The organism is Paenibacillus sp. Mc5Re-14 (genome assembly GCF_001049835.1).
Lineage (GTDB): Bacteria > Bacillota > Bacilli > Paenibacillales > Paenibacillaceae > Paenibacillus > Paenibacillus polymyxa_C.
On the sequence record NZ_CVPD01000001.1, the window covers coordinates 650,869 to 673,515 of the forward strand.

A 22,647-nucleotide genomic window follows, 5' to 3' on the forward strand; every position below is an offset into this window, starting at 1 on the left:
ATTTTTCTTCAAAAAGATTCAAAAAAATTCATTCCGACTTCATTTTTTTACAAAATGGTGAATTCCTACTCTAATCAGCATGATTGCGTTTACATTTTAAAGAAATTTCATCTGCTTTTATGTAAATTCATTCTTCTTACATGGAAATTCAGCAGTAAACGTTCAAAAACGTTCTGACACTTCAATTAGCACTATTTTACCATTCTACGTACCATTCGTCCCAATCTTATTTAGTCAGAAAAGAGCTAATCACCGGGACTTCGTCCTCAGTGTTTAGCTCTTTGTGACGCTTCTCCCCTAACGCTCAATTCTTAACGATTCCAATAACAAAACCATCATATCCCTTGCTCCCCACGGTCTGAATGGCTGTAGCTGTAATTCTCGATTCCTCAGCCAGCAAATCATAAAACTTTCTTACGCCCTGCACACGAGGGTCTGTGCTGTAAGCTTGAATGATCTCCCCTTCACGTACTACATTATCGCCAATAATAACGGTGCCAGGACGTGAAAAACGAAGTGCCCACTCCAGATATAATGGATTATTGGGTTTATCCGCATCAATAAAAATGAGATCAAAAGGTGCAACGCCCTCATCCTTCATTTGTGTCAACTGCTCCAATGCGTCTCCCTCTCGAAGTTCCACCATTCCATCCAACTGAGCCAACGATATATTCGACCGAGCGATTTTAGCATGAACCGGATGGGCTTCCAGCGTAACTATTTTTCCATCTGTCGGCAACGCCCTACCCAGCCAGATTGTACTGTAGCCTCCCAAGGTACCAATCTCCAACACACGTCGTGCACCTTGCATTTGAGCTAAGATATTTAATAGCTTTCCCTGATTAGGCGACACATCATGCGGAGGTAATCCTGCCTGTTGGTTAGTTGCCAATACCTTTTCCAAGACAGCATCATGCGGAATAAGACGCTCCGAGATATAATGATCTACTTGTTCCCACGTATTCGTTGAATGCATTTGCTCCACTCTCCTTTGGCTTTAACTTACAATTTGATTGTAAATGAATTACTATTATAAAAATAATATATGTTTTTACTCTATTCATAATTTAAATGTATGAGTTAATCAGAAAGGAGTCCGGTCTTGAACCTGCATGCATTACGCTTATTTCACGTGGTCGCCTCTACAAGGAGTGTGACACGTGCCTCTGAACTATTAAATATTAGCCAACCTGCGATAACAGCCCAGATTAAAAAATTCGAAAAAGAAATATCCCTCACACTGCTCGTGCCCATGGGAAGAGGGATTACCTTAACCGATGCTGGTGAAAAGCTTGCTGTTCTCGCCAAACGGCTTTTTGCTGTCGAGCAGCAAATCGAACAATTTTCACAGGATTATCGTGACGGAGCCCATGGTCATATTCGGCTGGCTGCTACTTATTTACCGGCTCATTTCCTCATTCCGGCCTGGATCGCAAAATTCAAACAGCAATATGAACAAGTTGAAATGACGATTCATACCACGAACTCCAATGATGCCTTGCAGCAGCTATTGAATATCGAAGTAGATTTGGCGATCTATGGAGGACTGCCTGAGCAGTACTCCGATACGATTCAGACCGAAGAATTATTTCGTGATGAGCTATGGTTTGTAGTAGCGCCGGATCATCGGTATGCGAATCAGCAGGTTTCATTATTGCAAATGATGCAGGAGCCCTTTGTTATGCGTGAGAAGGGAAGCTCGACACGAGAGAGATTGTTTTCCTTATGTCGAACCTACAATGCCCCTGCTCCCAAAGTCACACTTAACTTCACAGGGCTGCATGAGGCGATTACCGCAGTGATTGCCGGTTATGGTGCAAACTTTGTGTCCTCACTAGTCGTGCGTGAATATGTAGAACGCGGTGAGCTATGCCGGGTATATGTGGAGGGTGTCCAGCTTCTCAATTCAATCGCTATTTGTACTCGCAAAAATGAGCCACTATCAGCGGCTACCCAGAATTTCATCCAGCTTATTCGCAATCATTCTTGATAAGCATGGGATACCTGTGTACACTTGCGCCTTCTTTTAATAACAAGAGCCATGACTGCGTGCATACCGCATTCATGGCTCACCTTGTTATGATAAATATTCACCCTCAATCATCTTCTCCAGGTAATCTCCCGGCTGCGCAAGAAACTCAGCAAAGCTGCATACATCCGCATATTCCTGATGTTCTTCATCGTAATAGCCCAGACACTTGTGCTTGGGATTCCACACCAAAAGGATATCCGAATAGTTATCTACTTCTAGAGACAAACGCAACAGCTTTTGCCGACCTACTTTCATCTCAACCGTATCTATGAAAGAGAAGAACTCAACAAATTGGATACCCAAATCATTTTCTGGCAGGTCTACACGGCGCTGGTCTCCCATTAGAAAGGCTGTAAGATCCTTAGGAAGCTTGTAGCTTTTTAAAGCATGTTGTTTATTCTCCAGATTATGAAACGCTGGCGGTTCCACAGACTTTAGATATTCGGCCATTTCCACGTTCTTATTGCTAACAGCAATCGTATATGCCCGATCTCCACCTTTTTCTGCCAGTGTCACGTCAGCCCCATGCTCTACCAGGTACTTAACCATCGCAAAATCATTATTTCGTGCTGCTAGAGTTAAAGGAGTCGCTTTATAGGGATACACCATATCAGAGGCATTGTAATTAATATCTGCACCATGCTCCAACAGTAGTGCTACAGTGTTCAGGTCATGGTTACTAACTGCGTTGCGCAGCGTTGCTCCCCCATGCTGCTTTATATCGAGGCCAAGTTCGTGAATCAGCGGGATATTCTTTTTATTGCCATAATAGGCTTGCTCATAGGCACCAGATTTGACTTGGTTTTTTCCGTCCAGCTTGGCACCATGGGCCACCACATAGCGGACAATCTCTTCTGAGCAGTAGCGAACAGCTGTTAAAAATGCAGGGCGATCTTTTGCATTGAGTTGAACTCCCTGCTCCACCAACAGCTTTAACACGTCCATTCGCCGAGAAATAAGCGCAAGGTCTAATGGACTTAACGTCGTATGTTTGCTGAGTTTAATTTCTTGTTCTATATCCCAGCCTTCGGTCAGCGCTTGGCGTAATGCCGATATATTGCCTTCTACAATATGCATTGCGATTTCGGGAAGAACGTCAAATTTGCCAATATCTTTTAATTGGATCATTGTATACCCTCACTCTTTATGTATCTATTATCATGTAAATCTATTTTATACCAATCTCCCCTTTACATAAATCCGCCTGACTTCCCAGTTTATTTGCTCACTTTTAATGCAAACAAGTGAGTAGTATAGGTGAAAGTACCTTAGAGAAGCTATAATTGTATAGTATTATGATTCTGTATACTCGATGCAACGAAAAGGAGAACATATGAATAGCATTCAATACTTATCCCAATTCAATTTGCTACATAGTCTCTCACGAGAAGATTTGATTGAAATGGATCAAATGACCTCTATTACGACTATACAAAAAAACACATTTATTCAAACCCCGGATACCTTCTCCAAGGGGCTTTATTTTGTGAAAAGGGGAAAGGTACGTCTCTACAAGCTGAATGCCGATGGGAAGCAGTTCACTTTGGATATTCTCAGTGAGGGAAATGTATTCGGTGAAATGGACATGATTTCGCTGGGGACACGGGACATGTACATAGAAACGATAGAAGAATGCGATATCTGCTTGATGGACACAGACCGATTTGAACATTTTTTAATCCAGCATCCCCGGTTTATGATGAACATGATTCAGGTACTAAGTGACCGGATCTCAGGAATGAGCAGTCTGGCCCAGCATCTGGCTTTGGGGAATTTACAAGATAAAATTATGTATATTCTTTTAAAATTATGTGATCAATTTGCCCTTCAAAGTCATGATGAGTATTATAAAATTGATTTTCCGCTTTCTCACCAGGAAATAGCGAATTTGGTTGGGGCCACCCGTGAAGCTGTAACAACCGCTCTACAGGAGCTTGTCAAAGAAAAGGCCATTAAAACCGGTTTTAAGACAATTTACATCCATCGCCAAAAGCTAGCCAAGTTGTAAGCTACATTACATCTTTCCTCCTGACAAAAGAATTATCGTATACCTACCAGCAAATATACGATATGGAGTGATGAAATGTTACACCGCAAAGGAGCTCGCAAAGGAACAGATATCCCTACTGATGTACTTCAACTGCTACAGCAGGGACAGCTTGAGACCGTGAATCTTACCGAATGGCTGGCTGTGGATCATGTTGTTCTTCTGCGGAACGCTCTGGATGAGTTTGGATTGCAGCGATCATTCAATGTCTTCTTGACTGAATTGGATCATCTGAAGGAAAAAAAGATCATGAAAATGATACCCGCAATAGCACAAGCGTGGCTTCATGTGCTTGAGCAACAAGCGCTAGAAGAACGTACTCGACTCTTTGACGCGATGGCCTCCCATCTTTCAGACAGCATTCGCTGCTGGGCTGCCTACATCATCGGGATTGATTCCCGTTTAAGTCTAGAAGAAAAATTAGCTGGCATTCGACCATTTGCAGCGGATTCCCATTTCGGAGTACGTGAAATAGCCTGGATGGCAATGAGAGAACCTATATTCTTGCAACTGCATGAGGCGCTTGCGCTGTTAAACAGCTGGGTGCGAAATGAGGATGCTAACATACGTCGTTTTGCTATTGAATTAACCCGGCCACAAGGCGTTTGGGCCAAGCATATCCCTGAACTAAAAGAACATCCCGAGCTGGCTCTTCCACTTTTGGAAGCGGTTCAATCCGACCCAGTCAAATATGTTCAAGACTCGGTGGGCAATTGGCTGAATGATGCCAGCAAAACTAACCCGGAATGGGTAACTCAGGTTTGTGATACATGGCTGATGACTTCTGATACAAAGGAAACGAAGCGAATAGTAACTCGGGCCCAAAGAAGCTTGAACAAAATGAAATAATTTGAAGACTCCTCCCTATCCAATCCATATCTAAAATATTCACATAGACTATGAGATACATCTGGAATATTAGGAGTGGAATTCCTATGTCTATTATCCGAATCTATTTGGAAGCAGACAGTATTGTATCTGGGAACGTTGCAGCGAGACGGGTTAACGACACTTTCTCCTACTAATCTAATCATAAATATTGGTTTATTAGTTGGTGCTACCGTAGTTGTTGAGGTGATCAATTTCAACACCAGCGCTTCCTCAACTTCTGTCAACAACGTCACAGTGACGACCACAATAAACGACTGAGCTACGTAAAACAGGACAAACGCCTCTTTTTTATGATTTTATAAAAGGGTAAAATTTCCTTTATAAATATGAAACAGAGGGAGTTATTTCCATGCAATTCAGTTTTGCCTATTTTCGATTTTATATTGTTGCACTTATAGCACTATTCATTCTTACCAGTTGCAATTCCAAAAATGCTGTAACTACAGTCCACACGAATTCTAATGTAGACAATATGACTCATAATACAGCCGTTGTGGACAAAGAAAGTCAGCCTGTCCCACACGTCACAGAGTCGTCGGCTCATACCGTTACCTCGGATAAGGATCTTGTGGCTCTCACCATTCCCGCTGGCTGGCGTAAATTTAAACAAGGACAACTGGATTCGGTGCTTAGTGTTTGTGACAAAGAAAAAAAGAACGTAGGGCTGGTTTTCCGTGTCCCCAAGTCAGCTTTTGCAAATAATATGACGCTCGACGAATTCGTACAGCAACGTGAAGAAATCTCCGCACTGGGCCTAGAAAACTTTAAGGCTGTGGATACTACCCCAATCCAGATTGATTCCACAACCGCCAGAACAGCCGATTATAGTGGGAATTTCAAGGGCCAACAGGTCTATTACTTCAGTGCCATGTTTGAGAGCAAACAGCATTATCTTCAAGTATTGATCTATTCAAGGGGAGGCTCAGCTATAGAAAAACATCACGAATTTGCGACAATAGCCAGCTCCTTGAAAATATTAAGCGATTCACAAGTTGAGCCTGATCTTCGTTCAACAACTATTTTAAAAACTTTTAAAAGCGAAGACGCCCAGCAACGAATCCGTCTCCCTTATGTATGGAAGTCTGGTTTAATTCTTAATCCAGATGCATTAATTCAAGCCTGGTATGAAAAAAACGACGCGTACATGGCGGTCATCAAGGATTGGAAATCTGAACTGCCTTATGAGAAATCCTCAATGATCACATTAAAAGAATACGCTGAGTTTTCAGCTCAATTAGTACTTAAAAGGTCTGGAAAAGGGATAATATTGACGGGACCAATAAAGGTCAATATTAACGGGAATCAAGGTTTGCAATACGAAATATGGACAGAGAGCGATAAAGTGAAAGTTGTATATTTAATCACTTATTTGGAGCATACCGATTCGTTCTCTCAAATTATTTTCTGGACAAGAGCAGATTATTACGATGATCAAAAATCTGAATTTCAAAGATATACCAAAACATATAGAGAAGAAGAAATATAGACATAACAAAATCCGCCAAACACTTAGGAATCTTGTGTGAAGCGGATTTTTCTATATGACTTTCGCAGATTGAAGTCTTAAAGCTTCTCCCAATTAGTATACAAAGATGTTACTTGTATTTCCTTTATTTTTTGTGGGCTAATAAGAGATTAACTATGGTATCCAGTTGAAGCTCCAGCGAATAGGGGTCTTCCATCACAAACTCATCCCCTTTATTGCTGAATGAACCGTACATGTACACCTGTCCTTTTTTTACAGCCGGAAGACCTTTCCATAGCTCACTATGCAGGATCTGATTGGCCCCCTCATCTTTTGAGCCATATACAAAAATATGATCTCCCATATACTCGGGTAAAACCTCAAGTGAAATATTTTCAAATCCCTCTTTCATATTCAATGCTTTCTTTGTGGGTGGCAGCTTTAGCATTTGATATATGGTTGGGCTTCCGTAGTTGCCGCCTTTCGCCGCCAAAACATATATGGATTTATTGGCGACTTGTACGATCGAAACCGTCTCTCCATCTTTAATGATACCGTCAATTTTGGTTCTGGCCTCTGCAACTTTCTTCTCATATTCAGCGATCCACTGCTCGGCTTCTTTCTGTTTGCCAAAAATTTCACTGATTCTGCGGAATTTATCCAGTGGTCCCGCTGTAGATTCACCCTCCCAATACGGCAGGAACACAGTCGTTCCTATCTTTTGGTAGCTGTCGATGTTCTTTTCAATTGAGCCGATAATTAAATCAGGTTGCAGAACGGTCAGTTCCTCCAAATCCATAGGAAAATCCCCGAGATCTTTGATTCCGGCTAACTTCTCCTTGGGATATCCCGATGGATCAATCCAAGCCTCATTTAGCATATAGCTTCTGACCCCTACCGGAATAATCCCCAGTTTTAAAAGATGACCCATATACTGATCCGAGCCACTCGTTTCGGGTTTGCAGGTACTTCTACATCGCCTTTTAGTGTCTTAACCGTTCTTGTCTGCGTTTGTACTGCCGCTTGTCCATCGCTGTTAGATGTTGCCACTGTATGATTAGCCTTCGTCTGCGAGCTTCCATGTGTATTCGTCGGAGCTGAGCAGGCCCCCAGCATCAATGATAAGCACAACATGATCATCATAGCCGTCATTTTGCCTCTACCGTGCATGAAAAAATCCCCTTCCGCATGATACCGATATTGATAATCAATATCAGTATAACGTGTGAAGGCTGTCCGCTGAAGGGCATATTTAAGCTTCGTTTGGGGCATACCTGATCTTGTCCCTGGATATGCTGCTGCTGTTCTTTTTTGAATCGTATAGGAGATAGTCCCTTATATTTCTTGAAGCTGCGACTTAATGAATGCGCATCTGGATATCCCACACGCTCTGCGATCTCCTGCAAAGTGGCATCCGTCTGCATTAGCAGCTCTGCCGCCCGATTCGCCCGTATCTGACCCAAGTAATGAATTGGACTGGTATGCATTTTACTTTTGAACAGCCTTGATAAATGTCCGGTACTGCACTCTAGGTCCTCCGCAATAGATTCTAGTGTTATAGGCCGACTAAAATGCTCACGAATATAGGTTACAGCTTGCGCTACCAAGTCAGGCTTAAGGGGCTGAATACCTTGTCGATCCAGTTGGTGTAACAACTCGAATACAAAATGATGAAACAAAGCTTTGACATGCAGTTTACCAAGTCCCGATCCCTTATGCCATTCTTGCTCCAACAGCTTCACTTTATCATACAGGGGCAGCGGGTAATGAGGTGCGAAAGCATACTGATTCTGAAAGGGATTTTCCCTTTCCAGCAATTGTGCGACCTCCTTACGACCAGGCAGGGCCAAAGTTGCCTTGTACAGAATGATATAATATTCAAGCACATCCTCTGTCAGGACGCTCAGACACATTCCTTTCCCCCCATGCAGGACATGGAAACGATCCACCCTATGAACACTGTCATCCAGCCATACTCGTGCACTTCCGCGCACCGTATATAAAAACGCACTGACCGGAAGTCTATAGCTCCTCAATTCTTCCCCTTTATCCATTTTCTTATGGCGAACATCCATCACCTGTATAAACACATGATTCCACAATACAATGTGATCGTTCAACTTCATTACTACCACTCAGCCCCTATCCAAACCGATGTGTTGCTTATCCCGCCCAATTTATTAGAATAAATTTATTATAATTGATAATCATTCTCACAAGCAATCATTACGTCTAACTTCCTCTAGATCGTCAAAGCCGCTGATTATCCCCCTATGCAAATATAAGAAAAAGCCCTGTAAAAGGGCTCTCTTTCTTGTGATCCATTCTATTGTCGCTTAAAGTTCCACCTCTATGATTAGGTTCCAAATCGTTTGCGATACCCGCACTTTCGGCACAACTCTTCTACTGCTTCTCTTCTGGAGAATCCAAAGTACAGACGGTTTGCACGCTCACCTTCCACGATCTCGGAAAAAGTTTGCTCATGCACATTTCCTAAGTTAATGACACCTTCTCCATCAAGACAGCAAGGGACCACTGTTCCATCCACCAAAACCGCCGCCTGACTGCGAAGCGCGTGACAAAAGCCTTTTCCGTCATCTTCCGGAGCACTCAGGCTAGGCCATTCAAATTCGTAGTCCTGATTCAAATATACATTAGGAGCGATTTTGACCCCACTGCCCGGTATTACTTTTTCCTCAATCCGATAATCCAGTCCAAACTCTTGCTCCAATTGCTCCAGTGTCTCCCGGTTGCGCTGACGCTGCACATTAGTCAAATTATCTTGAGTCAGATTCCAGAGACGGAAGGAAATAATGATATTGTGCTTCACAGCTTCTCTGACAAACGTGAAAATATGACCCAAATAACCTTCTCGATCCACAGAACCTTCATGCCCGTCGAAACTATGAAGAGAAAAATTCATCTGCCGTAAGGCTGGCTGACCAAGCAGCTTATGTCCGGTCTTCGGCAGCAAGGTACCATTGGTGGTAATGTTGACCTTTAAGCCTTTCTCATGCGCACTCTCCAGCAAAAGATCAATTTTGGGATGGAGCAAAGGCTCTCCTTTTACATGCAGATAAATGTAATCCGTATGCGGCTTGACCTGATCAAGCACATTCCGAAAGACTTCCGGATCAATAAATTTTTTGACACGTTGTGTCTGAGGGCAAAAACTGCATGCAAGATTGCAAATGCTTGTTATCTCAATGTATACCTTCTTAAAAGTCTTCAACATGATTTCCCCATTCTAACCTTCATCCTGAGCATTTGGTTTATGCTCACTAATCTTATGATTATAACGGGTTATGAACGAGAGGTAAACTCTGCGGATATTTTCTATTGACCTTAGGTCTGACCTAAGGTTTATAGTGAAGTTATTCAATTTTCAATTATGAGTAAGGAGACCTGTCATTGAAAAAACACATAACGATCAGCCAGCTTGCTCAGCTCATGAATGTATCTGTACATCAGCTGCGGTATTTTGAGGAAAAGGGGATCCTTTATCCGTTATACACAGATGAAAATCAATATCGAATGTACGGACTTCATGAAATTTATCAACTTTCCCATATTTTAATGCTACGTAAACTAAACATCCCTGTCGGTCAAATTGAAGAATGTATGACTTCCTACACTGCCGATAATTACAACCAGCTTTTAGAACATTCGTTACAGAAGGTACAGGATGAAATGGCTAACTTAAAGTTGCTCGAACAGTTTATTCACAAAGTGCTAAAAGAACATCATACCCTTACCCAGCAAAACAATGAGTATCGACTCAAGCTGCAGGGCACTCGGCATTTAAAGCTGTGGTTTGCATTGGAGAGTGATCAAGAACTCACGGCCAGGAATCTATTTGAACAGCGGCCTGCCCCACCACAATTATTTGAAAATGATCTACATTATCTATCTGATTCTGGAGAGGTGAAGCTATACTATGAAACGACATCAGGAACAGCTGACTACATTCTGGAAGAAGGTACCTATCTCTACAAGCATTTTTCCGCCTCTGATGACGCTGAGATAGAACACCAAGTCCAACAACTGGAGCATTATGCGACCCAACACCAATATGAATGCTTGAGCAAGATCATTGTGGTGGAAAAATCCTATCTATCCATATTTGACAGCAACGAGCTGCAATATGAGATTCAAGTACAAATTTCTGATAGCAGGAGGACGTTACATGAGTCCACAATCCTATGACATTGTTGCTTATCAAGAGCAAGACCATGAAGCCGTATGTAAGCTCTTAGTAGAATCGTTTAAAGCAAAATTTCAAGCTCTTGTTGCACTGGAGGATCAAGATATACAGCGTTTATTAATGCAGGTTTGGGTTCAAAATGCTAATTCTATATCTATGAAACAATTTGTGGCCAAAGAGAACGAAGATGTTGTTGGCGTCCTTTCACTCAAATGGAAGGCTCCCTCCTCTTCACTTCCTATAGCCAATCTCATTTCTTTGGCTCCGCTTATAAAACAGTTTGGCTGCTTTAATGTATTTAAATTTTTGACAGGCATGCATGCGCTGGAATATAAGCCCGCCATAGATGAGTGTTACATAGATCATTTGGCGATTCGCTCAAGTCATCGCAATCAGGGGATCGGGCGACGTTTTCTAGCTTTCGCACAGCAGTTTTCGGTTGAATCCGGTTTCCATGCGCTGACACTTCATGTAGCACATAAGAACCAGCAGGCTATCCGCCTGTATCACAATTTAGCATTCGAAATAGAGCAGTCCCAATATAATTATTGGCGGCATTTTTGGTTCAAGGAGCCTGTATGGCATCTAATGAGCTGGAAAGAACGAAACTGCAATCGAGGAGAGAACAGCATTGAAAAAAACATATAGGCTTACCCTTGGTATTGTGGCAGGTCTGGTTGTTGCCTTGATATTGATTGTTTTATATCAAAATTCCTACAAGATGATGGAAGAAAAAATACAAATTGCGACTCCCAAAGGAGTATTAACAGGTACACTGGCTTTGCCTAAGAACTACTCGGGAAAGATTGGACTGGTTGTTTTTGTCCATGGAGATGGTCCAATCAATGACACCTATGATGATGGATACAAACCACTGTGGGAAAGGTTCGCTTCTAAGGGCTATGCTTCCTTATCCCTGAATAAGCCCGGTATTAACGGCGCTCCAGGCAATTGGCTGGAGCAGAGCATGGAGGACCGGGCACAGGAGATTCGATATGCAGTTGACTGGGCCAAAACCTTACCGATGATTGATAAGCACAAAATCGGCCTATGGGGGGCCAGTCAAGCAGGCTGGGTCATTCCGAAAATCGTTAAAGAGGAGCATGATATTGCATTCAGCATCCTTGTATCGCCGGCCGTGAATTGGATTACACAAGGGCAATTTAACACCAGGAAAGAGTTGGAACAAGAAGGAGCTAGCCCGCAGCAAATTAAAAAGAGACTGGACTACGACCAAAAGATTCTACAACTACTGAAAAAACATGCTTCCTATGAAAAGTACCTAAGCATGGCCGATCCTGAGAATATAATTCCCAAAGAAAGATGGAGCTTTATAGGCAAAAATTTTCGTTCTGATTCTACGGAAGAATTAAGCTACTTAAAATCCCCAGTACTCTTGGTTCTGGCTGGAAAAGATATGAACGTAGATGTAAAAGACACCGAGCGAGTATATCGCCAAAAGATATCTCCAGAGCTGCTGTCTGTCATTCATTTGCCTGAAGTTGACCATTCCATGATGAATGAACAAATCGCACATTCCAAGTCCCTAACCTTCTTAACAGCCATATTTGCCCCGAGACAATTGGTGAATAGTGAGTACCTGAAGATTCTTGCCGATTATGTCAGTCAGCATTAAACAATGATATTCTTTTTTTCCATATTTCTTTGGAATAGGCTAATGAAAACCCCATCGAAAAGATTCTTTCTACACCTTTGTCCTTGACTCTTTTTATGGCTTCATAAATAACGGCTTTTCCAAGCCCTATTTTTCTATACTTCGGTATCGTACCTACAGGCTCCAGTATTCCTATTTTATTTAGCTCGTCGTACCAGAGAGTAGTGAAAGAAGCAACTTCATTCGCATCCGAAATTCTAAACCCGTTTGGTAATTCCAGCTTTACATCATGCGGTACATTCATATAGGACGTCGTTTCTTTCCCATCCTGCAAGATGTACCCTCTTTTTTTCAAAAGCTCCTTCAGTTGCTCTCCATCCTCGTTTACGATTATATCTAAAGTAGCTACATTCTCACCATGTAAAGCTAATTTCAATTCAGCATAATCTATTAATTCATTTAGAAATTCATTTGAAGGAACTCAACTCATTTGTAAAATATGAACTGCGTTGAAACAACGATCAAAGTTACACTCACAAACAATGGGTTGCTATTTATAATCAAACTCAATAAGCGCTCATTCAACCCTTACCTGCCCTTGGTTAGGCTGGAAACAGATCTATGAACAACAAAAAAAACGGCATTTCTGCCGTTTTTTCTAAAGAATGGACTCTCAGGGACTCGAACCCTGGACCAATTGATTAAGAGTCAACTGCTCTACCAACTGAGCTAAGAGTCCATATAAAATTATGGTGGAGCCTAGGGGGATCGAACCCCTGACCTCATCGCTGCCAGCGATGCGCTCTCCCAGCTGAGCTAAGGCCCCGTCACATGTAAATGAATTAACGTTTCAAGCGACTTCTATATCATATAAAATATTCGACCCTGTGTCAATACTTTTATAAAAAAATATAATCCTCTTTCCACCACGGCCCTAAAAAGATACAGTCAGCGATCAGTCGCTGTCTGTATCTTTGGATAACAGTGTTTTCAGTTCCTTCATAAACATATTGATGTCTTTGAACTGCCGATAGACGGACGCAAAGCGTACGTAGGCGACTTCATCCACAGGATAAAGCTGTTCCATGACTAGCTCACCAATCTGCTGGCTATCCACCTCTGTGGCTGCTGTGTTGCGAATAGCGTTCTCCACCTGAGATACGATCAGATCGAGCTGCTCGACTGAAACTGGACGCTTCTCACAGGCTCGAATGAGACCGCGCAGCATTTTATCACGGCTAAACTCTTCACGGCTGCCATCTTTTTTGATGACCATCAGTGGGGTCTCTTCCACCATTTCAAAGGTGGTAAAACGCCTGGCACACTGTTCGCATTCGCGACGGCGGCGGATGGACTTATTATCATTCGCTGGTCGCGAATCCAACACTTTCGTGCCATTGTAGGCACAATATGGGCACTTCATAATCTCATCACTTCCTTTTTCCAATAAATTCCCGAAGCTTTTTAGTAATAATTTTGTCGAAACGGATCATAATATGTTTACCACGTCGCGAGGAGGTGAACAACAATGGCACAAGGAAACAATGGCAACTCCAACAACCTGGTAGTCAGCAGATCCTCCGGTGCTCTGGAGCAAATGAAATATGAAATCGCTCAAGAGCTGGGTATCAGCATTCCTCAAGATGGATACCAAGGCAACATGACTTCCTATGAGAACGGTTCGATCGGGGGCTACATCACAAAACGCCTCGTAACGATCGCCGAACAACAATTGGCAGGTCAATACCAATAATCTCGGTAATAATCAAGAAGTAATACGAAAAAGTGTAGGGATAGGCTGCTAAAAACAGCCTGTCCTGCGCTTTTTTCATTTTAAAGCGAAAAGGCTCATATTGTCATTAACCTGTCACTTAAAACTCATTATAAATTTTTGTATATTGCCTGTAATAGTAGATGACTCGCTGTACATAATGCCGTGTCTCACCAAAAGGGATTTGCTTAATGGACTCTTCTTTGCCATCCCACACCCCTTGATCCAGCCACTCCTTAACTTTACCTGGACCAGCATTGTATGCCGCTACGATGACCACAGGATTATCCTGAAACTTCATAGACAGGTTATGCAGATACCAGGTTCCCAGCTCAATGTTGGTGCCGGGCTCGTGCTTTACACTGTCCAGCGGGACCTTCTGAATCTGGGCACTGTCCATAATCCAATTGGCGGTATTCGGCATAATCTGCATAAGCCCCAGTGCACCCTTGTGTGACTGCTTGCTGGTTTTAAAGTTTGTTTCCACACGGATAATAGACGCCACCAAAAATGGGTCCACTTCATACGTCTGAGAATATTGCCGAATTTCATCCTTATATTGAATCGGGTAAAACCATGACATCCAATTGGAATTGAGGAACAGAATCAGGACAAATCCGACAAACAAAATGAGCAGGACTCTTTTCTTACGTAAAATGTTCATGCAAGTCCCTTTCGCTGCCAAAACTGATCAATTTGCCGCTTCGTCTCAGTCTGTGTTCCGCTATTATCAATAACAATATCAGCCAAACTTTTTTTCTGCTCGATATCCATTTGTGCGGACAGGCGAAGCTCGGCTTGCTCTTCTGTCAGACCGTCTCTAAGCATCAGACGTCGGAGCTGAATATCACGTGGTACATATACAACCATAATTTCCTCGTACAGGCTCTCCAGCCCAGACTCATACATTAACGGGATATCTGCCAAAACAAGCTTGTCCGGCTGCTCCCGTTCATAAGCTTCCATGCGCAGACGCATTTCCTCACGAATAGCAGGATGCGTAATATCGTTAAGTGCCTGTCGCTGAACAGGGTCTCCGAATACAATCTCTCCCAGTCTTTTGCGGTGCAGGGTACCGTCACTGTTCACTATAGCTTGTCCAAAATGCTGTATGACCGCCGCCAGCACCGGATGCCCCGGAAGCATGACTTCCCGGGCAATGGCATCTGCGTCGATCAGCAGCGCACCCTTGGCGACCAAAAGAGCCGACACGGTGCTTTTTCCGGTAGCGATCCCTCCGGTTAATCCGATATTCATGCTCTTCACCTCATAACAGCTTCAATATGCCCATCATAATGAGTAATAATGCCGGCAATACACCGAGCGCCTTCATAAATCGAAATGCTGACAGGAAGAACCCTGCCTTCATACCAGCAATTAAAAATACACCACTGAATAACGTAATAGCCAGCGCAGTAGACAGGGGCTGAAAACCAAGCATGGCTGCACCTAATCCCGCTCCGAACGCATCGACCGATAATGCAATACCTAACCAAACCGCTTCGGTAGCAGATATACTGCCGGAACGGTCCATATCCGCAGCAGATGGGCTTCGAAGAATCCGAATAACAAGCCCCCATTTGCGGAACTCCAGCGAAAATAACGTTCGCTCCTCTTGCAGTAGCTCCAAAGAGGTTTCTGTCGGTAGGCCTTTTCCTGAGCTGCTTAGAGACTCTGTATTGGCATCCTCTGCACTTTTTTTCTCCGCAAGTGCTGATATATTCTCTGAATCAACCTGTTCCGTAAGGCGAAGATTCCCCGGGACTTCCGCTGCTTCCTCCGTCAAATCTTCCTTGCGGTGCAGAGCCTGAATCAAAGAGTAGCAGCCGATACAGATCAGAATGACAGCACCGAAAACCGTCGTATATACAGGAGACAGAACACGAGATAGTAATGCGCCGAGCTGCATGGATATGCCGATCACTAAACCTGAACATACTGAGATGATCGCAATCGACAACAGTGGAATTTTCATTTTGCGCAGACCATATGTAACACCGACTCCGAAACTGTCCAAACTTAGCGCAAATGCCAGTAACAGCAGGGCTCCCCAATGATTAGCCACTCCAAATTCCCTCCCATTGCGAAGGCTGGGCCTTACAGCAACCTACTTCCTTCGCAGTATTGGTACTTGGAACAATATATGAGAGGGATGGGCTTGGGGTGACTGTGCCTGTTTAGCGCAAAGGCTGGCAGACCGGGCAATGATGTGTGCCACGTCCGGCTACGACGGATTTTTCGATCAATGTACCACAGTTCATGCAAGGCTTCGCGTTACGTCCATAAATTTGCAACTGATGCTGGAAATCGCCCGTTTTGCCCTGTCCGTTGACGAATGATTTGATGGACGAGCCACCAACCTGAATCGACGCGCCCAGCGTGGAGACAATAGCTTCATGCAGTATGCGAAATTGACTATCCGTTAAGCTTTTGGCTGGCTGTGCCGGATGAATCCCTGCCTTAAATAACGATTCATCTACATAAATATTCCCGATGCCTACTACATATGACTGGTTTAACAGCGCTGCCTTGATCGAAGTCGAACGAGTTCCAACAGCGGCACGCAGCATTTCAGGTGTAAAAGCCTCGTCCATCGGTTCCAAACCGAGTTTGTTTAGCGGCTTTTCCAGCAAATCCTGTCCTGCCGGAAATAAGTGCATCGTGCCGAACTGGCGCACATCCTGATAACGCAGCTCCGTACCATCTTTAAAATGAAAGATGACATGGGTATGCTTTTCCACAGGATCATCTTGTGAATACAATCCATAGCGTCCTTCCATTCGAAGATGGGAGACAAGCACCAGCCCGTCCAGCAAAATCCGAAGAAACTTACCGCGTCTCTCCACTCCTGTAATCCGGTGGCCGGCCAATTCCATCGCAAATGCGTGGATATCATCGGGACGTTGGATAATACGAGGCAAATTTACGGTTACATGATCTATATGTTTATCAACGATAAGCTCGTTTAGTGTTCGTTTAATGGTTTCTACTTCCGGTAATTCCGGCATGATGTCTTCACCTCACCCTATATTATAACGGAAGCAACGTCAAATTGGGACTATCTGCTCATTGAAATATCTTACTTGGCCTCATACCAATTGCTGCCATAGCTGACTTCCGCTTTAAGCGGTACAGCCAATTTTAATGCAGCTTCCATGGTAGCCGGGACAAGCTCTTTCATCGTCTCCATTTCCTCAGGCGGAACCTCGAATACAAGCTCATCATGTACTTGTAGCAGCATGCGGCTGCGAAGATTGCGTTCACGCAGCGCTGCGTCCATCTGCACCATCGCCAGCTTGATAATATCGGCTGCGGTACCTTGAATCGGCGTATTCATCGCTGTACGCTCAGCGAACGAACGCTGGTTGAAATTGCTGGCGTTAATCTCAGGCAAATATCGTCTGCGTTCCAGCAGCGTTTTTACGTATCCATCCCTCTTCGCATCCTTCACAATATCATCCATGTAACGGCGAACACCTTGGAACACGTCAAAATACTGGTCGATAAAGCGAGCCGCTTCCTTCCGCGTAATATTCAAATTTTGCGACAGACCATAGTCGCTAATCCCGTAAACGATCCCAAAGTTGACCGCCTTTGCGGAACGGCGCATATCGGAATCTACAGCTTCTGCTGGTACACCGAACACATCGGATGCGGTCTTGGTATGGATGTCCATATCGTGGACAAAAGCCTCTTTCAAACGCTCATCATCCGAAATATCAGCCAGCACCCGCAGCTCGATTTGTGAATAGTCTGCCGCCAAAATCGACCAGCCCGGCTCCGAGGGAACAAATACTTTGCGGATTTTGCGTCCTTCTTCGAGACGGATCGGGATATTCTGCAAATTCGGAAATTGACTGCTCAAGCGTCCGGTTGCCGCAACCGTCTGCCGGAAATACGTATGCACTTTACCTGTCTTCTCCGAAATTTCTTTAAGCAATCCTTCGACATACGTCGATTGGAGTTTGGCAATGGTGCGATATTGCAAAATATTTTGCACAATATCATGATATGGAGCAAGCTTTTCCAGTACCTCTGCATCGGTCGAGTACCCGGTTTTTGTCTTTTTAATAACTGGCAGACCCAGTTTATCAAACAAAATCTCACCCAACTGCTTGGGCGAATTAAGATTGAACTCTACCCCTGCAATGCTGTAGATCTCACCCACCAACGTTGCAATCTGGGCTTCAAATTCTTTACCCAAAGCGCGCAGTTCCTCTACATTCACCAAAATCCCCTGCTTCTCCATATCCGCCAGAATGCGTGATAACGGCATCTCCAGCTCATGGAACAGCTTGTGCATTTCCGTCTTTTCCAGTTCCGCCTGCTGCACGGGTACCAATGCTTCGATCACCGCTGCCTTACGTGCCACATGATCGGATAGTACATCCATTTCAGGAACTTTATATTTAGCTCCTTTACCAAACACTTCGTCATCTGGACGAATCGATGACAAGCCATACTTGGCTGCCAGTCCACTCAACGTCTGATTCGCGTCTGTCGGGTCTAGCAAGTATCCGGCCAGTTGCACATCAAATTCGGCTCCGGCAAACTCAATTCCATGCCAGTGTAAAGCCAAGTCTGTACGGTGCAAATCATGACCGCGTTTTTTGCGTTCAGGATCGGCAAGCCATTCGCGAATAAGGGTAGCTGCATCACTTTGTAGAACATTCAGTGTCATAAAGAACTGCCGCCCCGTTGCGGCAAATATTAAGCCTACAATTTCAGCATGATGCGGATTATCACCATGCGTCTCCACATGCAGCACATTTATGTTATTCAGCACTTCTACCAATTCGCTGATACGCTCTTCATCCAGCACAGTCACGTCTGCCGCGGCTTCCTCTACGCCAACTTCAGCACTGCCAACCTCGCCCGATAAGGATAAACGCTCCAGCAGGGACTTGAACTCCAGTTTCGCCAGAGCTGGTCCAGCCGTCTCTGCCTGTAGCCCGCTGAAAACTACATCTTCCAGCTGTTTGTCCAACGTTACATCCCGATAAATAGTCGCCAATTCCTTGCTCATTCGTGCATCGTCAGCATGTGTCTCCACGCGTTCTTTCATTTTGCCCTTCAGCTCATCCGTGTGCGCCAGCACCTCTTCGACTGAACCATATTGATGCAGCAGCTTGAGCGCTGTTTTCTCACCCACGCCCGGAATGCCAGGAATATTATCCGACGTATCGCCCATCAGACCCTTAAGGTCTATGATTTGCAGCGGCTTCAAGCCGTAACGTTCCTGAATCTGCTCAGGTCCGTACGTTTCCACCTCGGTAACCCCTTTGCGGGTTAAGCCGACCGTGACATGGTCTGAAGCCAATTGAAGCATGTCCTTGTCGCCAGTCACAACCAGCACATTGAAACCCGCTTCGTCCGCTGTTCTGGACAGGGTGCCTATAATATCGTCTGCCTCATAGCCATCCAGTTCAAATTGGGCAATGCCAAAGGCGGTCAATAGCTCTTTCAGCAGCGGAAATTGCTGGGACAGCTCCGGCGGCGTTTTCTCCCTTCCACCTTTGTAATCCTCGTACCCTTTATGGCGAAACGTAATTTTACCAGCATCAAAGGCAACCAAGATATGTGTTGGTTTGTGCTCCTCCAAAAGCCGCAATAACATTGTCGTAAATCCATACACCGCGTTCGTCTGCTGTCCGCTTGAATTCGTCAATGGCGGCATAGCAAAAAACGCCCGGTATATGATACTGTTACCATCTATAAGCATGAGTTTATCCATTTCGCACCTCACAAGTTCATCAATGCATTCGTAACGTTCTTACGTTTTACGCATTCCTCTTCCTATCTTAACATACAAGACTCTTTTTCAGAAAAAAAACGGCTGTTTCCTAGCCAAATTTGCCTTTTGCTCAAAGACAAGTCTGGGTTGGAAACAACCGCTATATACCAATCGCTCTACTGGTTCAAATCTGGTCTCTCCCCTGTCACGAGATATACAGTGCTTTCACCAATATTCGTGGCATGGTCACCAATACGTTCAATGTATCGTCCTACAAGCAATTGCAACATGGCCTGTGAAGCCTCTGCCGGCTTTTCTACCATAAAAGCGTATAGATCACTGATCATGTGGCTGTACAAGGAATCCACCCGATCATCCTCTTTAGCCATTTTGTAGGCCAGATCTGTATTTTCATCCAAATAGGATTTGATCGCATTGTCGATCATTTCTTTAACAATGGAAGCCATGTGTGGGATATCTACCAACGGCTTCATCGCCTGTTGCCCTTCCAAGCGAAGTGTGACCTTGGCAATATCAAGTGCCAAATCGCCCATACGCTCCAAATCACTGGAAATTTTAAATGCAACAATGATCCGGCGTAAATCCTTCGCTACCGGCTGCTGGGTAATAATGAGCTTGGAGCCCATATCCAGAATATTTTCTTCCATTGTATTGAGGGATGCATCATTTTTGACTACCTGCTGGGCCATTTCTGTATTTTTGGTCTGCAAACATTCAATAGCCTGATCGAGCGCCTTCGAAACGTGTGCACCCATTTCGCGCAGTACGGCTCTCAGTTCTTCTAATCCTTCATCAAAACCTTTTCTACGTATCATTTCGAAGTCACCCCTTCTCGCATAATCATCAATTTGGCTTTAGCCAAAACGCCCGGAAATATAATCTTCCGTACGTGAATCCTGTGGCGTGGAAAACATCGTCTCAGTATCCGCTGCCTCCACTACAACCCCATTCAAAAAGAACGCAGTTCGACCAGACACACGCGCTGCCTGATGCATGTTATGCGTCACCATGACGATAGTATACGTGTCTCTTAATTCTTGAACCAGTTCTTCAATTTTCATCGTCGAGATCGGGTCCAGCGCAGATGTAGCCTCGTCCATGAGTAAAATATCTGGCTGTACAGCAAGCGCCCGGGCAATACATAGCCGTTGTTGTTGTCCACCAGACAAGCTCAGAGCAGAACGCTTCAGAAAATTTTTAACCTCTTCCCAAAGTGCTGCCTGCCGCAGACTTTGCTCCACCAGTTCATCTAACTTGTCCTTTTGCCGAATTCCATGCAAACGCGGGCCGTAGGCCACGTTATCATAAATGGACTTGGGAAACGGGTTAGGCTGTTGAAAAACCATTCCCACCTGTTTGCGCAGCATTTCTACTTCCATGGTATCGCCGTATATATCCTGACCTGCGATGCTCACGGTGCCCTCAATACGTGTTCCCGGTATCATGTCATTCATCCGGTTCAGCGTACGTAGCAAGGTTGATTTGCCGCAGCCGGAGGGTCCGATGAAGGCTGTTACCGTTTTTTCAGGAATATCCAGGTTTATATGTTTCAGCGCGTGGAATTTTTCATAATACAAATTCAGCTTATCAATCCGGATTACGGAATCATTCATGGATTTATGATCTCCTTCGTGTTGCAGTTATGGTCCTCAAGCATTGCACCTGATTTGCACAATATGAAGATTATATAAGCTGTGTGTAAATTCAGTGTGGTGGATTTGTTAACGGTATGTAAAATGATCAAGAACTCAGCATGAGTTCAAGCTCGTGTGCAATTCCGGCTGCATTCAAGGCCGCTTCTTCTGCGGAACGGGACATTTCACTGTTTTTAGCCTCTATTTCATCGACTGCCTGCAATAATTTGGCAAACGTTTGGGTTCCGGCAGATATAAATTTAGACCCTGTATGAATCTGCTGCATACTCGTATCCGTCAGTTCAGCGGTATCACGCAGCATTTGCTCGATATGAGTAAGTAAGCCGGTAATCTGTACAGAAAAAGCTTTGGTCTGGAGTGACATATTTCGAACCTCTTGAGACACAATCTGAAAACCACGCCCGTGTTCACCAGCATGAGCCGCTTCAATGGACGCATTGATTGCCAGCAATCCGCTGTGATCTGCCAGTGCACGAATGGATGAAGCCATGCCCGCAATATCATTGAGCGATTGGGTTAACGCCGTCATCTGCTCATGCTGGCGCTTCATTTGCTCCATCACTGCATGATAAGAAAGCAGAACATCCTCCAGTTCCACTTTGCCACGGCGGGATAATTCACTCATTGAGCGGGTTAACTGCACACTGTCATCGGCCTCTTTCGCTGCATCCAGAACAGTCATCCGAATACGCTGGACTCCGTCATAGCTATGTCGAATCACATCGCCCCGATCTTCGTCTGCTTCTCTTTGCATTCGCTGAACGACAGACAGGATATCACGAATTGTGAGTACACCGAGTAATCTTGTCCCTTCCTTTATCAGTAAACAATCGTAAAAACGCTGATCTTCACGCATCATCGCCTGTTCTACAATTTCCGCTGCTGGACTTTTCAGATCCACAATTAATGTATTGGGATCGGCAAATATAGAAGCCGGTTTGTCATAGAACAATGCCGCAGCAAACCTGCCCGTAAAATGACGATTGTACGCATCTCTCATGATGATGCCCAAAGGAAGATCATTTTTATCCACGACGATGACACAGGGAATATCTTCCTGTGTTTTCATGAGTGCTAACAGTTCTTTGCAAGACATATCCGTGCCAATGATCGGAACCTCCCGGCATGGCACATAGGTAGTAATCGGCTTGAACGTATCACGTTCAATCACGGCAGTGGAACTCGTCTGGGTCTTTGGTTCCGTTATCATCG

24 protein-coding genes and 2 tRNA genes are annotated in these 22,647 nt (G+C 44.3%); 8 read left to right on the top strand and 18 right to left on the bottom strand.

The genetic code is table 11. The annotated features are described in order from the left end of the window. Window positions 1-304 precede the first annotated feature (304 nt). Entirely contained in the window at window positions 305-976 is a 672-nt protein-coding gene (locus BN1546_RS02955) for an O-methyltransferase (RefSeq protein WP_090735889.1), read from the bottom strand. A gap of 126 nt (window positions 977-1,102) precedes the next feature. Here BN1546_RS02955 and BN1546_RS02960 point away from each other — a divergent pair, with 126 nt between their 5' ends. Further along, window positions 1,103-1,990: a LysR family transcriptional regulator gene (locus BN1546_RS02960; RefSeq protein ID WP_058829354.1), complete on the top strand. Its 888-nt coding sequence runs from the start codon at window positions 1,103-1,105 to the stop codon at window positions 1,988-1,990. Between the two features lie 87 nt (window positions 1,991-2,077). On the opposite strand, the gene BN1546_RS02965 is transcribed toward BN1546_RS02960, so the two are convergent. Beyond that, a complete protein-coding gene (locus BN1546_RS02965; RefSeq protein ID WP_090735892.1) occupies window positions 2,078-3,160 on the bottom strand; it encodes an ankyrin repeat domain-containing protein in 1,083 nt (360 codons plus the stop codon). A gap of 205 nt (window positions 3,161-3,365) precedes the next feature. On the opposite strand from BN1546_RS02965, the gene BN1546_RS02970 reads away from it, so the two are divergent. The 3 genes from BN1546_RS02970 (at window position 3,366) to BN1546_RS02980 (ending at window position 6,456) form a co-directional block, all read left to right on the top strand. Next, entirely contained in the window at window positions 3,366-4,040 is a 675-nt protein-coding gene (locus BN1546_RS02970) for a Crp/Fnr family transcriptional regulator (protein WP_090735894.1), read from the top strand. A gap of 75 nt (window positions 4,041-4,115) precedes the next feature. Further along, window positions 4,116-4,928, top strand: coding sequence for a DNA alkylation repair protein (locus BN1546_RS02975; RefSeq protein WP_090735897.1), 813 nt, complete (start codon window positions 4,116-4,118; stop codon window positions 4,926-4,928). A 391-nt stretch (window positions 4,929-5,319) separates the two neighbouring features. After that, entirely contained in the window at window positions 5,320-6,456 is a 1,137-nt protein-coding gene (locus BN1546_RS02980; RefSeq protein WP_090735899.1) for a hypothetical protein, read from the top strand. A 124-nt stretch (window positions 6,457-6,580) separates the two neighbouring features. Here the strand turns inward: BN1546_RS02980 and BN1546_RS27675 are convergent, their stop codons facing one another. From BN1546_RS27675 to BN1546_RS02990, 4 genes are all read right to left on the bottom strand, one after another. Next, window positions 6,581-7,315 (bottom strand): ABC transporter substrate-binding protein, encoded by a 735-nt coding sequence (locus tag BN1546_RS27675; RefSeq protein ID WP_255305257.1) that lies wholly within the window; start codon window positions 7,313-7,315, stop codon window positions 6,581-6,583. Between the two features lie 35 nt (window positions 7,316-7,350). Next, window positions 7,351-7,605 (bottom strand): hypothetical protein, encoded by a 255-nt coding sequence (locus BN1546_RS27680; RefSeq protein ID WP_255305258.1) that lies wholly within the window; start codon window positions 7,603-7,605, stop codon window positions 7,351-7,353. Beyond that, window positions 7,584-8,561, bottom strand: a complete 978-nt coding sequence (locus tag BN1546_RS27685) for an AraC family transcriptional regulator (protein WP_255305259.1) — start codon at window positions 8,559-8,561, stop codon at window positions 7,584-7,586. Before BN1546_RS27685 ends, BN1546_RS27680 begins: the two co-directional genes overlap by 22 nt. A gap of 230 nt (window positions 8,562-8,791) precedes the next feature. Then, window positions 8,792-9,670 (bottom strand): radical SAM/SPASM domain-containing protein, encoded by an 879-nt coding sequence (locus BN1546_RS02990; protein ID WP_013370372.1) that lies wholly within the window; start codon window positions 9,668-9,670, stop codon window positions 8,792-8,794. A 176-nt stretch (window positions 9,671-9,846) separates the two neighbouring features. On the opposite strand from BN1546_RS02990, the gene BN1546_RS02995 reads away from it, so the two are divergent. Genes BN1546_RS02995 through BN1546_RS03005 form a run of 3 tightly spaced genes read left to right on the top strand, consistent with a single transcriptional unit; the run spans window position 9,847 to window position 12,275 of the window. Beyond that, the gene (locus tag BN1546_RS02995; protein ID WP_040101707.1) at window positions 9,847-10,641 is read left to right on the top strand and encodes a helix-turn-helix domain-containing protein; all 795 of its coding nucleotides are present in this window, start codon (window positions 9,847-9,849) and stop codon (window positions 10,639-10,641) included. Beyond that, complete coding sequence (locus BN1546_RS03000; RefSeq protein WP_040101708.1) at window positions 10,622-11,287, top strand: GNAT family N-acetyltransferase; 666 nt, start codon at window positions 10,622-10,624, stop codon at window positions 11,285-11,287. The genes BN1546_RS02995 and BN1546_RS03000 overlap by 20 nt, the downstream gene beginning before the upstream one ends. Continuing rightward, complete coding sequence (locus BN1546_RS03005; protein WP_090735902.1) at window positions 11,271-12,275, top strand: alpha/beta hydrolase family protein; 1,005 nt, start codon at window positions 11,271-11,273, stop codon at window positions 12,273-12,275. Before BN1546_RS03000 ends, BN1546_RS03005 begins: the two co-directional genes overlap by 17 nt. On the opposite strand, the gene BN1546_RS03010 is transcribed toward BN1546_RS03005, so the two are convergent. The 4 genes from BN1546_RS03010 to nrdR form a co-directional block, all read right to left on the bottom strand. Beyond that, entirely contained in the window at window positions 12,262-12,588 is a 327-nt protein-coding gene (locus tag BN1546_RS03010) for a GNAT family N-acetyltransferase (RefSeq protein WP_141651580.1), read from the bottom strand. The two genes, BN1546_RS03005 and BN1546_RS03010, sit on opposite strands and share 14 nt — an antisense overlap. Before the next feature lie 332 nt (window positions 12,589-12,920). Next, a tRNA-Lys gene (locus tag BN1546_RS03015) sits at window positions 12,921-12,993 on the bottom strand. A gap of 11 nt (window positions 12,994-13,004) precedes the next feature. Then, window positions 13,005-13,080 (bottom strand) — tRNA-Ala (locus tag BN1546_RS03020). 129 nt (window positions 13,081-13,209) lie between these two features. After that, window positions 13,210-13,677, bottom strand: coding sequence for a transcriptional regulator NrdR (nrdR, locus tag BN1546_RS03025; RefSeq protein ID WP_013370366.1), 468 nt, complete (start codon window positions 13,675-13,677; stop codon window positions 13,210-13,212). Between the two features lie 105 nt (window positions 13,678-13,782). Here nrdR and BN1546_RS03030 point away from each other — a divergent pair, with 105 nt between their 5' ends. After that, on the top strand, window positions 13,783-14,007 hold the full coding sequence (locus BN1546_RS03030) for an alpha/beta-type small acid-soluble spore protein (protein WP_013309613.1): 225 nt from the start codon (window positions 13,783-13,785) through the stop codon (window positions 14,005-14,007). Between the two features lie 118 nt (window positions 14,008-14,125). On the opposite strand, the gene BN1546_RS03035 is transcribed toward BN1546_RS03030, so the two are convergent. The 8 genes from BN1546_RS03035 to BN1546_RS03070 all read right to left on the bottom strand — a co-directional run bounded on the left by BN1546_RS03035 (window position 14,126) and on the right by BN1546_RS03070 (window position 22,645). Next, complete coding sequence (locus BN1546_RS03035; protein WP_013370365.1) at window positions 14,126-14,689, bottom strand: lytic transglycosylase domain-containing protein; 564 nt, start codon at window positions 14,687-14,689, stop codon at window positions 14,126-14,128. Continuing rightward, window positions 14,686-15,282: a dephospho-CoA kinase gene (coaE, locus tag BN1546_RS03040; RefSeq protein WP_013370364.1), complete on the bottom strand. Its 597-nt coding sequence runs from the start codon at window positions 15,280-15,282 to the stop codon at window positions 14,686-14,688. Before coaE ends, BN1546_RS03035 begins: the two co-directional genes overlap by 4 nt. A gap of 10 nt (window positions 15,283-15,292) precedes the next feature. Then, window positions 15,293-16,090 carry an MntP/YtaF family protein gene (locus BN1546_RS03045; protein ID WP_090735907.1) on the bottom strand — a complete coding sequence of 266 codons (798 nt, stop codon included), beginning with the start codon at window positions 16,088-16,090 and terminating at the stop codon, window positions 15,293-15,295. 112 nt (window positions 16,091-16,202) lie between these two features. Further along, window positions 16,203-17,033, bottom strand: coding sequence for a DNA-formamidopyrimidine glycosylase (mutM, locus tag BN1546_RS03050; RefSeq protein WP_040101712.1), 831 nt, complete (start codon window positions 17,031-17,033; stop codon window positions 16,203-16,205). Window positions 17,034-17,104: 71 nt separating this feature from the next. Next, window positions 17,105-19,759 carry a DNA polymerase I gene (polA, locus tag BN1546_RS03055; protein WP_090735911.1) on the bottom strand — a complete coding sequence of 885 codons (2,655 nt, stop codon included), beginning with the start codon at window positions 19,757-19,759 and terminating at the stop codon, window positions 17,105-17,107. 176 nt (window positions 19,760-19,935) lie between these two features. After that, window positions 19,936-20,595 (bottom strand): phosphate signaling complex protein PhoU, encoded by a 660-nt coding sequence (phoU, locus tag BN1546_RS03060; RefSeq protein WP_016819636.1) that lies wholly within the window; start codon window positions 20,593-20,595, stop codon window positions 19,936-19,938. Window positions 20,596-20,634: 39 nt separating this feature from the next. Further along, window positions 20,635-21,393, bottom strand: a complete 759-nt coding sequence (gene pstB / locus BN1546_RS03065) for a phosphate ABC transporter ATP-binding protein PstB (RefSeq protein WP_013370358.1) — start codon at window positions 21,391-21,393, stop codon at window positions 20,635-20,637. Between the two features lie 127 nt (window positions 21,394-21,520). Continuing rightward, window positions 21,521-22,645 carry a methyl-accepting chemotaxis protein gene (locus tag BN1546_RS03070; RefSeq protein WP_090735914.1) on the bottom strand — a complete coding sequence of 375 codons (1,125 nt, stop codon included), beginning with the start codon at window positions 22,643-22,645 and terminating at the stop codon, window positions 21,521-21,523. Window positions 22,646-22,647 lie beyond the last annotated feature (2 nt).